Source organism: Cupriavidus necator A5-1 (genome assembly GCF_000744095.1).
Taxonomy (GTDB): Bacteria; Pseudomonadota; Gammaproteobacteria; order Burkholderiales; family Burkholderiaceae; genus Cupriavidus; species Cupriavidus necator_A.
On the sequence record NZ_JQLI01000008.1, the window covers coordinates 4,246,314 to 4,260,198 of the forward strand.

Below are 13,885 nucleotides of genomic sequence, written 5' to 3' on the forward strand. Positions count from 1 at the left end.
GGGCTGCTCCGGCGGCCGGGCGAGGAATGGATAGATTGGCGCAAAACGCCGAGTTTATCATGTGCCGGGGTCACGGCCGGAACGCGCCGGGCCCCGTCCGGCAAGGGCGGGCAAGCCTGCCGGATGTCGACCACGCTTATCGCCCACGCGATTGCCCGCGCGCCCCACCAACTGCAGTTTGGGGCGGCCGCCCGCAGCTTCAATCCACAGTTGGGCAAGGCGGCCCCCGCGCCCCTTGCTAGAATGCATGCATGCGCCGCTTCACCCACCACGCCCTGCAGACCCCCGCCGCCAAGCCGCTCAACGACTGGCTGGCCAAGGCCGGCCCGGTTTCGACGCTGATGCAGACCGCGCGCCAGCTGTCCGTGCTGGAGGCCGAGGTGCTGGCGCTGCTGCCCGCCGGCATGCGCGACGGCCTGGCCGTGGCCGGCGTCAAGCGTGACGCCAGCGATCCGAACGCCCAGGTGCTGCTGTTGCTGGCCGCCCACGGCGCCGCCGCAGCCCGCGTGCGCCAGGTGGTGCCCACGCTGCTGGCACGGCTGCAGCAGCGCGGCTCGCACATCACCGCGATCCGGGTGCGGGTGCAGCCGGAGGTGTCGCGCCACGCGGACTGGGAGGTGGAGCCCGTGCAGCGCCAGCGCACCGGCGGCCGCATGACGCCCACGGGGCTCGCCAACCTCGACCAGCTGGCGCGCAGCCTGCCGGATTCGCCGCTGCGCGACGCGCTCAATACGCTGCTCTCCCATCACCGCTAGCCCGGTGCCGAACACGAAAAAGCCGACCTCGGAGGTCGGCTTTTTTTCGCCAGTTCGCCGGGATCAGGCAAACGCCGGCTGCGCCTGCGGCAGGAATGCGGCCGGGGCTTCCTCGACGCGGTCGAAGGTGACCAGCTCATAGGCTTCCTGGTCGGCCAGCAGCGCGCGCAGCAGCTGGTTGTTCAGGCCGTGGCCCGACTTGTTCGCCACATAGGCGCCGATCAGCGGATGGCCCACCACGTACAGGTCGCCAATCGCGTCCAGGATCTTGTGGCGCACGAACTCGTCGCCGTAGCGCAGTTCCTCATTGTTGAGCATGCGGTGCTCGTCCAGCACGATGGCGTTGTCCAGGCTGCCGCCACGGGCCAGGCCCATCTCGCGCAGCGCCTCCACCTCATGGGCAAAGCCGAAGGTGCGGGCACGGGCGATCTCGCGCACGTAGCTGGTGTCGCCGAAGTCGATCTCGAAGGTCTGGCCGGTCTTGTCGACCGCCGGGTGGCGGAAGTCGATGGTGAACGACAGCTTGAAGCCGAAATACGGCTCCAGGCGCGCGAGCTTGTCGCCCTCGCGCACTTCCACCGCCTTCTTCACGCGGATAAAGGTCTTTAGCGCGTTCTGCTCTTCGATGCCGGCCGACTGCAGCAGGAACACGAAGGACGCGGCGCTGCCGTCCATGATCGGGATTTCCTCGGCGTCGACGTCGACATAGAGGTTGTCGATGCCCAGGCCCGCGCACGCCGACATCAGGTGCTCGACGGTCGAAACGCGCGCGCCATCCTTCTGCAGCACCGACGCCAGGCGCGTGTCGCCGATGGCCGATGCGGCCACGGGAATCTCGACGGCCTCGGGCAGGTCGACGCGGGTAAAGACGATGCCGGTATCGGCCGGCGCGGGGCGCAGGGTGAGCGTTACCTTGCGACCTGAGTGCAGGCCGATGCCAACCGTCTTTACCAGGGATTTGATCGTGCGCTGTTTGAGCATGACAGCCTCAACTATTATAAAAATCTATCGGGCGGCTTTTATGATTAAGGGATTTTACCACCACCTCAGGGGCGCTGCAGCCGGGTTTTGTTTCCGGCTGTTAACACCGCCTTAACAAGTTACGTATTGTCCACGTTTATCCAGATGACTGTGTCAGCCGCGCAACGCTGCCAGCACAGCCTCGGCGCTGCTGACGCGGAATTCGCCGGGCGCCTCCACGTCGAGCCGGGTCACCACGCCATCGTCGATCACCATCGCGTAGCGTTTCGAGCGTACGCCGAGGCCGCGCGCGCTCAAGTCCTGCTCCAGGCCGAGCGCGCGCGTCCATTCCGCACTGCCGTCGGCCATCATGCGCACCGTGCCGGCGACCTGTTGTTCGCGGCCCCAGGCACCCATGACAAAAGCGTCGTTGACCGACACGCACCAGACCTCGTCGATGCCGGCGTCGCTCAGCGCCGCGGCATGCTGCACATAGCCGGGTACATGCTTGGCCGAGCAGGTCGGGGTGAAGGCGCCGGGCAGGCCGAACACCACGATCTTGCGGCCGCGCACGAGGTCGGCCACCTTGAAAGCATTGGGTCCCAGTACGCAACCCTCGCTTTCCGTTTCAATGAATTCCTGCAGCGTGGCGTCCGGGACGCGGGATCCGACAGTGATCATGGCTCGTGGTCTTCCTGGGTTTTCTGAAGAATAGGACGGATGGGCCGGATGCATGGGCACACCCTTGCGGCGGGGAACCTCAAGATCATAGGCGCCCCGGCGGCGATGCCAAAGCCGGGTCACATCCGGTGACATTCGCCATGGATTCGATACACCTTCCGATACACCTTGCTACAAAGACGTCCGCGCGACGCACCTTGTGGGTGCGCCGCGCGGACGTCGATACATCCCGACCGGGAAGGCGGGAAACCAGTCCGGGGAGGCGGCCAGCGGCACGCCTTGCCCGGCGACGGGATGCGGGTGAAGCTCGCGACCAGCAGGCGGCGCGGCGCCGCCGGCTGCCTGCCGGGTCACGTCAGTCCATGCTAGGCACGCGCGGATGGGGAGCGCACGTGCTTCGCGACAAGGCGACGCGATCCGTCAGGCGGCCAGTGGAAGCACCGATGCCGCGCCGGTCCGGGCTCAGTCTGCCTGCTTGCGCAGGAAGGCCGGGATGTCGTACGTATCCACACCCTTTTCCTGCAGCGCCGCCACGTGAGCCGACGCCGACTCGCGCGAGCTGCGCCACACCGCCGGCGTGTCCAGTCCGCTGTAGTCCGGCGAGTGGTGCGTGGCCGCGGCCGCGGTCATGCCGCTCATCATCTGTACCGGCATGTTGTCGGTACCGGTCTTGAGCAGCGTCATCGGCTGTTGCTTCTTGGCCGAGCGGCCCAGGCCCGTGGCGACCACGGTCACGCGCAGCGCATCGCTCATCGAATCGTCGTACACCGTACCGAAGATCACGGTCGCATCTTCCGCCGCATAGCTGCGGATGGTGTTCATGACTTCCTTGGTTTCCGACAGCTTCAGCGAACGGCTGGCGGTGATGTTGACCAGCACGCCGCGCGCGCCGGACAGGTCCACGCCTTCCAGCAGCGGGCTGGCCACGGCCTGTTCGGCCGCCAGGCGGGCGCGGTCCACCCCCGACACGGTGGCCGTCCCCATCATCGCCTTGCCCTGCTCGCCCATCACCGTCTTCACGTCTTCGAAGTCGACGTTCACCAGGCCGTCAACGTTGATGATCTCGGCAATGCCGGCCACCGCGTTGTGCAGCACGTCGTCGGCGCACTGGAAGCACGCGTCCATCTCGGCGTCGTCGCCCATCACTTCGAACAGCTTCTCGTTGAGCACAACGATCAGCGAATCGACCGATGATTCCAGCTCGCTCGAACCATGTTCGGCCACCTTGGCGCGGCGTGCGCCTTCGAACTCGAACGGCTTGCTGACCACGCCCACGGTCAGGATGCCCATTTCCTTGGCAACCTGCGCCACGATCGGTGCGGCACCGGTACCGGTGCCGCCGCCCATGCCGGCAGTGATGAAGACCATGTGCGCACCGCGCAGGGCGTCGGCGATCTGCTCCCGCGCCTGGTCCGCGCAGTTGCGGCCGACTTCCGGCTTGGCGCCGGCGCCCAGACCCGTGTTGCCAAGCTGCAGCACGCGCGAAGCGCTCGAGCGCTTCAGGGCCTGCGCGTCGGTGTTCATGCAGATAAATTCGACGCCTTGCACGCCGCGGCTGATCATGTGCTGCACGGCGTTACCGCCCGCACCGCCCACGCCAACCACCTTGATGATGGTGCCGTCCTGCACTTCCGTTTCGATCATGTCAAAGTCCATCACTGCCTCCGAGAAGAATCAGTCCCCAGACGATGCAGCCTCCCCGCCGCAACCCCTGGTTCCTGAACAAGAAACCATTAAATAGAAAAGAACCAGAAAACATCCGCTCAACGCGCCACGGCCTGTCCGGTAGACAAGACCACTGGCGCGCCGTTGCATCTACTGGCCGTCAATTTCCCTGATGCTTAGAAATTGCCGACGAACCATTCCTTCATTCGGGCCCACACCTGCTTGACCGACCCGCTCTGCACCGCAACCTTGCGCCCGCGCATGCGTTGCACGCGGCCTTCCAGCAGCAGGCCCATCACCGTCGCATAGCGCGGGCTCTTCACCACCTCGTGCAGGTTGCCGCGGTACTCCGGCACGCCCACGCGCACGGGCTTGAGGAAAATGTCCTCGCCCAGCTCGACCATGCCCGGCATCATCGCGGTCCCACCGGTGATGACCACGCCGGACGACAACAGTTCTTCATAGCCGGACTCGCGCACCACCTGGTGCACCAGCGAGTACAGCTCTTCGATGCGCGGCTCGATCACCGCGGCCAGGGCCTGGCGGCTGAGCGTGCGCGTGCCGCGGTCGCCCACGCCGGGGACTTCGATCATGTCTTCCGGGTCGGCGATCGCCTGCTTGGCGATGCCGTACTGGATCTTGATGTCCTCGGCGTCGGGCGTCGGCGTGCGCAGCGCCATCGCAATGTCGTTGGTGATCTGGTCGCCGGCGATGGGGATCACGGCCGTATGTCGGATCGCGCCTTCGCTGAAGATGGCGATGTCGGTGGTGCCGCCGCCGATGTCGACCAGCACCACGCCCAGCTCCTTCTCGTCCTCGGTCAGCACCGCCAGGCTCGAGGCCAGCGGCTGCAGGATCAGGTCGTGCACTTCCAGGCCGCAGCGGCGCACGCACTTGACGATGTTCTGCGCGGCACTCACCGCGCCGGTGACGATATGCACCTTCACTTCCAGGCGGATGCCGCTCATGCCGATGGGCTCGCGCACGTCCTCCTGGCCGTCGATGATGAATTCCTGCGTCAGGATGTGCAGGATCTGCTGGTCGGTCGGGATATTGACCGCCTTGGCGGTCTCGATCACGCGCGCCACGTCGGTCTGCGTGACCTCCTTGTCCTTGATCGCCACCATGCCGCTGGAATTGAAGCTGCGGATGTGGCTGCCGGCAATGCCGGTAAAGACCTCCGAGATCTTGCAGTCGGCCATCAGCTCGGCCTCCTCCAGCGCCTTCTGGATCGACTGCACAGTGGCCTCGATATTGACCACGACCCCTTTCTTCAGACCCTTGGACTCTGACTGGCCCATCCCGATCACCTCGTAGCTGCCGTCGGGGCGCAGTTCTGCGACCACCGCCGCCACCTTCGAGGTGCCGATGTCCAGACCAACCAACAGGTCCTTGTATTCCTTGCTCATCGGGTTTTCTCCGCGTTCTTACTCTTCAGTCGCGTCGGATTGTTGTTGGAAGTACCAGAAGCTGCTGCCGCCGCCTTCGCCTTCTCCGCTTTTTCCGCCCTGGCTGCTGCCGCCACCTGCGCGTCGGTCAGGAAGCGGGCATTGGCGGCGCGGATGGCAAAGCCGTTGGGATAGCGCAGGTCGGCGTAGTCGATCTGCTTGCCCCACTGCTCGGTGACCTGCGGCCATGCCGCCACGAAACGCCTGACCCGCTGCTCCATGGCCGCGCGCTCTTCATCGTTCTGCTCGCGGCCAAGCTCGACGACCATGCCGTTGGACAGCTTTGCCCGCCAGGCGTAGCGGCCCGACAGCGCCACCGCCAGCGGCTCGGCCTTGAGCGGCCTGAACCACTGGCGCATGACCTCGAGCTTCTCGATCACGTCGCCTTCGCTGTCCGGCGGCCCGTCCAGCGCCAGCAGCTGTGCATCCTCTTCCGCCTCGGCGGTGTTGGCGACGAACACCTCGCCATAGGTATTGAGCAGGCGCCCGCTTTCCGGCGAGCCCCAGGTGCCGAGCGCCTCGTGTTCCTCGACCTCGACCGCCAGGCCGTTGGGCCACTCGCGCCGCACGCTGGCGCGCCGTACCCATGGCACCGACTCGAACGCCTGTCGCGCCGCGTTCAGGTCCAGCGTGAAGAAGTTGCCCGAGAGCTTGCCCAGCGCGCTGCCACGCACGCTGGGGGCGTTCACGTGGCGCAGCGCACCACCGTCCATCGGCGCGATCTCCACATGGGTGATGGCAAACACCGGCCGCTGCGCCAGCCACAGCAGGCCCGCCGCGAGCGCCATCAGCGCCACCACCGCGTACAGCGTGGAAGCGATCAGGTTGAGCAGGCGTGCGTTATGCCACATGGTTCGGGCGGGTCCTATCCGGTTGCGGTGTTATTCGGGTTTCCAGTGCTCGTTCGGGTGCAGGTCCAGCGTTGCGGCGGCCACCACCTGCAGCACGAAGTCCTCGTAGCTGATGCCGGCCGCGCGCGCCGCCATCGGCACCAGCGAATGGCCGGTCATGCCGGGCGAGGTATTCATCTCGAGCAGGAAAGGCTTGCCGTCGGCGCGCAGCATCACGTCAGCGCGCGCCCAGCCGCGGCAGCCCAGTACGCGGTAGGCCTGCACCGTCAGCGCCTGGACTTCCCGTTCGACCTCGGGATCCAGACCTGACGGACACAAGTATTGGGTATCGTCAGTAAAGTACTTATTTTGATAGTCGTAGTTGGCTTCGGGCGCCACGATGCGGATCACCGGCAGCGCTTCGGCGGTTTCGCCCTCGCCCACCAGCGGGCAGGTCAGCTCGGCGCCGTCGATAAAGGTCTCGGCGATGACGTCGTTGTCCAGCGCCGCGGCCTTCTCGTACGCGGCACGCATCTGGTCGGCGGCGGTCACCTTGGTCAGGCCGATCGACGAGCCCTCGCGCGCCGGCTTGACGATCAGCGGCAGGCCCAGGTCGGCGGCCACGGCGTCGAAGTCGGTGTCCGCGTGCAGCATGGCAAAGCGCGGCGTGGCCAGGTCGTGGGTCATCCACAGGCGCTTGGTGGCCTGCTTGTCCATCGCCATGGCCGAGGCCAGCACGCCGCTGCCGGTGTACGGCACGCCGAGCTGCTCGAGCAGGCCCTGCATGGTGCCGTCCTCGCCGTAGCGGCCGTGCAGCGCGATAAACACGCGATCAAACCTGGCCGCGGCCAGCTCGGCCACGCCCTGCAGGCCCGGGTCGAACGGATGCGCATCGACGCCGCGCGAGCGCAGCGCGGCCAACACGCCGTTGCCCGACATCAGCGAAATCTCGCGCTCGGCCGAGCGGCCGCCCAGCAGCACGCCGACCTTGCCCAGCGACTTGGGATCGATATTGGGATGGGCGACGAAGCTCATCGCTGGCCTCCCGCTTGTACCGATTGCTGGTGCGATACCAGTTGTCCCGGCACGGTCCCGATCGAGCCTGCACCCATCGTCACGACCACATCGCCGGGCCGGACGGCATTCAAAATGGCCTGCGGCATTTCTTCCATCTGCTCCACAAAAACAGGTTCGACCTTGCCGGCCACGCGCAGCGCGCGGGTCAGCGCACGGCCGTCGGCGGCCACGATCGGCGTCTCGCCGGCGGCGTAGACCTCGGACAGCAGCAGCGCATCGACAGTGCCCAGGACCTTGACGAAGTCCTCGAAACAATCCCGCGTACGGGTGAAGCGGTGCGGTTGGAACGCCAGCACCAGGCGGCGATCCGGGAACGCGCCGCGCGCGGCGGCCAGCGTTGCGGCCATCTCCACCGGGTGGTGGCCATAGTCGTCCACCAGCGTGAAGGTGCCGGCGCCGTCGGGCGTGGCGACCTCGCCGTAGCGCTGGAAGCGCCTGCCCACGCCGTGGAACTCGCGCAGCGCCTTGACGATGGCGGCGTCGGGCACTTCCAGCTCGGTGGCAATGGCGATCGCCGCCAGCGCGTTCTGCACGTTGTGCAGACCGGGCAGGTTCAGCACGATCTCCAGCGGCGGCTCGGCATGGCCGTTGAGGTGGCGCAGCACGGTGAAGTGCATCTGGCCGTCGACCGCGCGCGCCTCCACCGCGCGGATCTGCGCGTCTTCGGCAAAGCCGTAGCGCACCACCGGTTTGGACACGAGCGGCAGGATCTCGCGCACATTGGGGTCGTCCACGCACAGCACGGCGATGCCGTAGAACGGCAGCCGTTGGGTGAATTCGATGAACGCCTGCTTGAGCCGGGCAAAGTCGTGCCCATAGGTGTCCATATGGTCGGCATCGATATTGGTGATGACCTCGATGACCGGGAACAGGTTCAGGAACGACGCGTCGGACTCATCCGCCTCGGCCACGATGAAGTCGCCGGTGCCCAGGCGCGCGTTGGCGCCGGCCGAGTTCAGCCGGCCGCCGATCACGAAGGTCGGATCGAGCCCGCCTTCGGCGAGCACCGATGCCACCAGGCTGGTGGTGGTGGTCTTGCCGTGCGTGCCGGCGATGGCCACGCCCTGCTTCAGGCGCATCAGTTCGGCCAGCATCACCGCGCGCGGCACCACCGGGATGCGCTTGCTGCGGGCGGCCAGCACTTCAGGGTTGTCGCCGCTGACCGCGGTCGATACCACCACGGCGTTGGCGCCGGTCACGTTGGCCGCGTCATGCCCGTGCATGACCGTGGCGCCCAGCGAGGCCAGGCGCCGCGTGGCGGCATTGCTGCCCACGTCCGAACCCGAGACCTTGTATCCCAGGTTCAGCAGGACCTCGGCGATGCCGCTCATGCCGGCCCCGCCGATGCCCACGAAGTGGATGTTCTTGACAATATGCTTCATTCGATTGCTGCTTAAATAGGCTTCAGTCCCTGGCCAGCTCGCTGCAAATCTCGGCGACACGCCGGGTTGCTTCAGGTTTGGCCAGTCCGCGCGCCAGGCGCGCCATGTCTTTCAGCTGCGGCCGGGTCAGGCTGGCGATGGTTTGCGCCAGCCCCTCGGCCGTCAGGTCTTTCTGCTGCACCAGCAGGGCCGCGCCCTGCTTCGACAAGAATTCCGCGTTGGTGGTCTGGTGGTCGTCCACCGCGTGCGGGAACGGCACGAACAGCGCCGCCACGCCCGCGGCGGCCACTTCCGACACCGTCATCGCGCCGGCGCGGCAGATCACCAGGTCAGCCTCGCCATAGGCGCGCGCCATGTCGTCGATAAACGGCAGGGTCTGCGCCGGCACCTGCGCGGCCGCGTAGTTCCCGCGCAGCGTGTCGATCTGCTTCGCGCCTGCCTGGTGCGTGACCACCGGGCGCTCGGCGTCCGGCAGCAACGCGATGGCCTTTGGTACCACCTCGTTCAGCGCCGCCGCGCCCAGGCTGCCGCCCACCACCAGGATGCGCAGCGGGCCGGTGCGCTGGTCGTAGCGCGCCTCGGGCGCGCCCAGGTGCGCCAGTTCCTCGCGCACCGGGTTGCCGGTCCACTCGCCGCCGGGCAGCGTGTCCGGGAACGCGCACAGCACGCGGTCGGCCACCTTGGCCAGCACCTTGTTGGCCAGACCGGCGATCGAGTTCTGCTCGTGCAGCACCAGCGGCCGACCCAGCAGCGAGGCCATCATGCCCGCCGGGAAGGTGATATAGCCGCCCATGCCCAGCACCACGCTCGGGCGCACCCGGCGCAGCGCGCCGATGCTTTGCCAGAACGCGCGCAGCAGGTTCAGCGGCAGCAGGAACTTGGTCACCAGGCCCTTGCCGCGCAGCCCGCCGAACTGGATGAACTCCATCGGGATGTCGTGCTTGGGCACCAGCGTGGCTTCCATGCCGGTGCGGTTGCCCAGCCAGACCACCTTCCAGCCTTGCTCGCGCAGCGCGTGCGCGACCGCCAGCCCCGGGAACACGTGTCCCCCGGTGCCGCCGGCCATCACGAGCAGGGTGCGCGTCTGGGTCATACCTTGCCCCCACGCATCAGCACGCGATTTTCGTAATCAATGCGCAAGAGAATCGCCAACGCCACGCAGTTCATCAAAATCCCCGAGCCGCCGTAGCTGACCAGCGGCAGCGTCAGCCCCTTGGTCGGCAGCAGGCCCAGGTTCACGCCCATATTGATAAAGGTCTGCCAGCCGATCCACACGCCGATGCCCTTGGCCACCAGGCCGGCAAAGGTGCGATCCAGCTGCAGTGCGGTGCGACCGATATTGAAGGCGCGTCGCACCAGCCAGTAGAACAGCACAATCACCACCAGCACGCCGATAAAGCCGAATTCCTCGCCGATCACCGCGAGGATGAAGTCGGTATGCGCCTCGGGCAGGTAGTGCAGCTTCTCGATGCTGCCGCCCAGCCCCACCCCGGTCCACTCGCCACGGCCAAAGGCGATCAGCGAGTGCGTGAGCTGGTAGGCCTTGCCCAGCGCATTGCTCTCTTCCCACGGGTTCAGGTAGGCGAAGATCCGCTCGCGCCGCCAGGGCGAGGCCGTGATCAGCAGCGCGAATGCGCCCACCGCCACGCCAACCAGCCCGGCGAACAGCTTGCCGTTGATGCCGCCCAGGAACAGGATGCCCATGGCCACCGCGGCGATCACCAGGAACGCGCCCATGTCAGGCTCTAGCAGCAGCAGCATGCCCACCACCACCACCGCCACGCCCATCGGCAAAAAGCCCTTGGACACGGTCTGCATCCACTCCTGCTTGCGCACCGTGTAGTTGGCGGCGTACAGCACCACCGCGAGCTTCATCAGCTCGGACGGCTGGAAGTTCATCACGCCCAGCGGGATCCAGCGACGCGCGCCGTTCACGCCTTTGCCGACGAACGGGACCAGCACGATCACCAGCAGGATCAGCGCGAAGATAAAGAGCTTGGGCGCATAGCGGTCCCACACCTTGACGGGAACCTGGAACGCCGCCAGCCCCACCGACAGCCCGATCAGCAGCGCGAACGCGTGGCGCAGCAGGAAGTGGCTCTCGCGGTAGTTGGCGTAGCGCGGTGAATCCGGCAGCGCGATCGAGGCCGAATAGACCATCACCAGGCCGAGCGCGAGCAGTACGATCGACACCCACAGCATGGGCTGGTCGTACTCCATCATGCGCGAGCGGGTCGGCTTGACGCCCGACACCGCGTCACGCAGGCCACCCCAGGCATTGCCGATGGTGGCGCCAATGAAACCGCTGCGCTTGACCTGTGCTTCGCTCATGGCAGGATCCCCCGGGACAGCGCCAGTTCTTCCACCGCGGCGCGGAACACCTCGGCACGGTGCACGTAGTTGCGGAACATGTCGAGGCTGGCGCACGCAGGCGACAGCAGCACCACGTCGCCGGCCTCGGCCAGCTCGGTTGCCCTGGCCACCGCCTCTTCCAGCGTGGCCGCGTCGACCAGGCTGGCGCCGCTGCCCTGCAGCGCATCGCGCAGCTCAGCCGCGGCGCGTCCGATCAGCACCACCGCGCGCGCGTACTGCGCCACCGGCGCGGCCAGCGGCGAGAAGTCCTGGCCCTTGCCTTCGCCACCGGCGATCAGCACCACGCGCTTGTCCAGCCCCGACAGCGCGGCCACGGTCGCGCCGACATTGGTGCCCTTGCTGTCGTCGAAATACTCGACGTCATCGATGGTGGCGACCCACTCCACGCGGTGCGGCTCGCCGCGGTACTCGCGCAGGCCGTGCAGCAGCGCGTTCATCGGCAGGTCGATGGCGCGGCACAGCGCCAGCGCGGCCATTGCGTTGGTGGCGTTGTGCATGCCCCGGATATGCAGCGCATCGGCCGGCATCAGGCGCTTGTGGCGCACCGGCACGGCTTCCTGGACCACCTCCGCGGCCTTGCGGCGGCGCGGCTTGCCCTCCCCTTCCGCGTCCGGGTCGGGTTCGGCCAGCACCAGCCAGGGCATGCCACCCTCGCGCAGGATGCCGAAGCTGCCTGGCACTTCGGGCAGGTCGGTGCCGAAGCTCACCGGTGTGCGGCCCGGGCGCGCCATGTCCAGCGTCAGGCGGTCATTGCGGTTCAGCACCTGCACGCAGGCGCTGTCCGCCGGCCCGAAGATACGGGCCTTGGAGGCGGCATAGGCCTCCATCGAACCGTGCCAGTCCAGGTGGTCCTGCGTCACGTTGAGCACGGTGGCCGCATGCGGCGCCAGCGTGTGCGTGGTTTCAAGCTGGAAGCTCGACAGCTCCAGCACCCAGACGTCCGGCAGCGTCGCCGAGGCGATGCAGGCCGACAGCTTGTCCAGCGCCGACGGGCTGATATTGCCCGCCACCGCCACGCTCTTGCCGGTGCGCTCGACCAGCCGGCCGGTCAGCGCGGTGGTGGTGGTCTTGCCGTTGGTGCCGGTGATCGCGAGGACCTTCGGGGCGTAGCCCGACTCGGCTTCCAGGTGCGCCAGCGCGCGGGCAAACAGTTCGATTTCACCCCAGACCGGAATGCCGCGTTCGTTGGCAGCAGCCAGCAGCGCGCCGGTGCCGGCCTCCAGCGGCGACAGGCCCGGGCTGATCGCGATCAGGCCAATGCCGTCCAGCAGGCTTTCCGAGAACTGGCCGCCGACGAATTCGGCCGAAGTCAGCTCGGCCTGCAGGAAGACAAGGTTGGCGGGGGCCTCGCGCGTGTCGGCCACGCGCACCGCGCAGCCGTTCAGGCCACACCAGCGCGCCATGGCCAGGCCCGATTCGCCGAGGCCCAGTACCAGCACATGAGGTTTTTGCAGCTCGCCAAACACTTCGATTTCCTGCCTTTGGTTTCCTGTATCTATATAGAGAGCGCCGTCAGTCCCTGATCAGCGCAACCATTAACGCAACTTCAGCGTCGACAACCCGATCAGCACCAGCAGCATGGTGATGATCCAGAAGCGCACCGTGACCTGCGTTTCCTTCCAGCCGCCCAGCTCGAAATGGTGGTGCAGCGGCGCCATCCGAAACAGCCGCCGGCCCTCGCCATAACGCCGCTTGGTGATCTTGAACCACGTTACCTGCGCCATCACCGACAGCGTTTCCACCACGAAGATGCCGCCCATCACGAACAGCACGATCTCCTGGCGCACGATCACCGCCACCGTGCCGAGCGCGCCGCCCAGCGCCAGCGCGCCCACGTCGCCCATGAACACCTGCGCCGGGTGCGCGTTGAACCAGAGGAAGGCCAGCCCCGCTCCGCCCAGCGCCGAGCAGAAGATCAGCAGCTCGCCCGCGCCCGGGATATGCGGGAACAGCAGGTACTTGCTGTAGACCGAGCTGCCCATCACATAGGCAAACACGCCCAGGCCGCTGCCGACCAGCACCACCGGCATGATCACCAGCCCGTCCAGCCCGTCGGTCAGGTTGACCGCATTGCTCGAGCCGACAATCACCAGGTAGGTCAGCACGATAAAACCGGCCACGCCCAGCGGGTAGCTGACTTCCTTGAAGAAGGGCACGATCAGGTTGGACTTGTACGGCATGTCCAGCGACAGCCCACCCTCGACCCAGCTCAGGAACAGGTCCCACACCCTCACGTTGCTGCTTTCCGACACCGAGAACGCCAGGTAGACCGCGGCCACCAGGCCGATCAGCGTCTGCCAGAAAAACTTCTCGCGGCTCGACATGCCGCGCGGGTCGCGATAGACCACCTTGCGGTAGTCGTCGACCCAGCCGATCGCGCCATAGCCGAAGGTAACCAGCATCACCACCCAGATAAAGCGGTTGCCCCAGTCGCACCACAGCAGCGTCGACACCGCGATCGACACCAGCACCAGCACGCCGCCCATGGTCGGCGTGCCGGCCTTGACCAGATGCGTCTGCGGGCCGATGGTGCGCACCGCCTGGCCGACCTTCAGCTCGGTCAGCTTGCGGATCACCCACGGACCGAACGCCAGCCCGATCAGGAGCGCGGTGAGGTTGGCCATCACCGCGCGGAAAGTCAGGTAGTTGACGACCCGGAGGAAGCTGTAGTCGTTTTGCAGCCACTGGGCCAGAGCCAATAACATCGTGTTGTC

The 13,885-nt window shown here is 66.8% G+C and carries 12 protein-coding genes; 1 reads left to right on the forward strand and 11 read right to left on the reverse strand.

Annotation, left to right across the window (positions count from 1 at the left end; translation table 11 throughout):
- Positions 1–251: 251 nt before the first annotated feature.
- A complete protein-coding gene (locus K307_RS43755; RefSeq protein WP_042887296.1) occupies positions 252–755 on the forward strand; it encodes a hypothetical protein in 504 nt (167 codons plus the stop codon).
- 63 nt (positions 756–818) lie between these two features.
- On the opposite strand, the gene lpxC is transcribed toward K307_RS43755, so the two are convergent.
- The 11 genes from lpxC to mraY form a co-directional block, all read right to left on the reverse strand.
- Positions 819–1,736 carry a UDP-3-O-acyl-N-acetylglucosamine deacetylase gene (lpxC, locus tag K307_RS43760; protein WP_022536675.1) on the reverse strand — a complete coding sequence of 306 codons (918 nt, stop codon included), beginning with the start codon at positions 1,734–1,736 and terminating at the stop codon, positions 819–821.
- 153 nt (positions 1,737–1,889) lie between these two features.
- On the reverse strand, positions 1,890–2,396 hold the full coding sequence (locus K307_RS43765; RefSeq protein WP_042887298.1) for a peroxiredoxin: 507 nt from the start codon (positions 2,394–2,396) through the stop codon (positions 1,890–1,892).
- A 462-nt stretch (positions 2,397–2,858) separates the two neighbouring features.
- Positions 2,859–4,052, reverse strand: a complete 1,194-nt coding sequence (gene ftsZ, locus K307_RS43770) for a cell division protein FtsZ (protein ID WP_022536677.1) — start codon at positions 4,050–4,052, stop codon at positions 2,859–2,861.
- A gap of 185 nt (positions 4,053–4,237) precedes the next feature.
- On the reverse strand, positions 4,238–5,470 hold the full coding sequence (gene ftsA / locus K307_RS43775) for a cell division protein FtsA (RefSeq protein WP_022536678.1): 1,233 nt from the start codon (positions 5,468–5,470) through the stop codon (positions 4,238–4,240).
- On the reverse strand, positions 5,467–6,360 hold the full coding sequence (locus tag K307_RS43780) for a cell division protein FtsQ/DivIB (protein ID WP_042887300.1): 894 nt from the start codon (positions 6,358–6,360) through the stop codon (positions 5,467–5,469). The genes ftsA and K307_RS43780 overlap by 4 nt, the downstream gene beginning before the upstream one ends.
- A 30-nt stretch (positions 6,361–6,390) precedes the next feature.
- Positions 6,391–7,374, reverse strand: coding sequence for a D-alanine--D-alanine ligase (locus K307_RS43785; RefSeq protein WP_042887302.1), 984 nt, complete (start codon positions 7,372–7,374; stop codon positions 6,391–6,393).
- Positions 7,371–8,798: a UDP-N-acetylmuramate--L-alanine ligase gene (gene murC / locus K307_RS43790; protein ID WP_042887305.1), complete on the reverse strand. Its 1,428-nt coding sequence runs from the start codon at positions 8,796–8,798 to the stop codon at positions 7,371–7,373. The genes K307_RS43785 and murC overlap by 4 nt, the downstream gene beginning before the upstream one ends.
- A 22-nt stretch (positions 8,799–8,820) precedes the next feature.
- Positions 8,821–9,891, reverse strand: a complete 1,071-nt coding sequence (gene murG, locus K307_RS43795) for an undecaprenyldiphospho-muramoylpentapeptide beta-N-acetylglucosaminyltransferase (RefSeq protein WP_042887307.1) — start codon at positions 9,889–9,891, stop codon at positions 8,821–8,823.
- Positions 9,888–11,129 (reverse strand): putative lipid II flippase FtsW, encoded by a 1,242-nt coding sequence (gene ftsW, locus K307_RS43800; protein ID WP_042887308.1) that lies wholly within the window; start codon positions 11,127–11,129, stop codon positions 9,888–9,890. Before ftsW ends, murG begins: the two co-directional genes overlap by 4 nt.
- The gene (gene murD, locus K307_RS43805) at positions 11,126–12,637 is read right to left on the reverse strand and encodes a UDP-N-acetylmuramoyl-L-alanine--D-glutamate ligase (RefSeq protein WP_042887310.1); all 1,512 of its coding nucleotides are present in this window, start codon (positions 12,635–12,637) and stop codon (positions 11,126–11,128) included. Before murD ends, ftsW begins: the two co-directional genes overlap by 4 nt.
- Before the next feature lie 69 nt (positions 12,638–12,706).
- Complete coding sequence (mraY, locus tag K307_RS43810; RefSeq protein ID WP_042887312.1) at positions 12,707–13,876, reverse strand: phospho-N-acetylmuramoyl-pentapeptide-transferase; 1,170 nt, start codon at positions 13,874–13,876, stop codon at positions 12,707–12,709.
- Positions 13,877–13,885 lie beyond the last annotated feature (9 nt).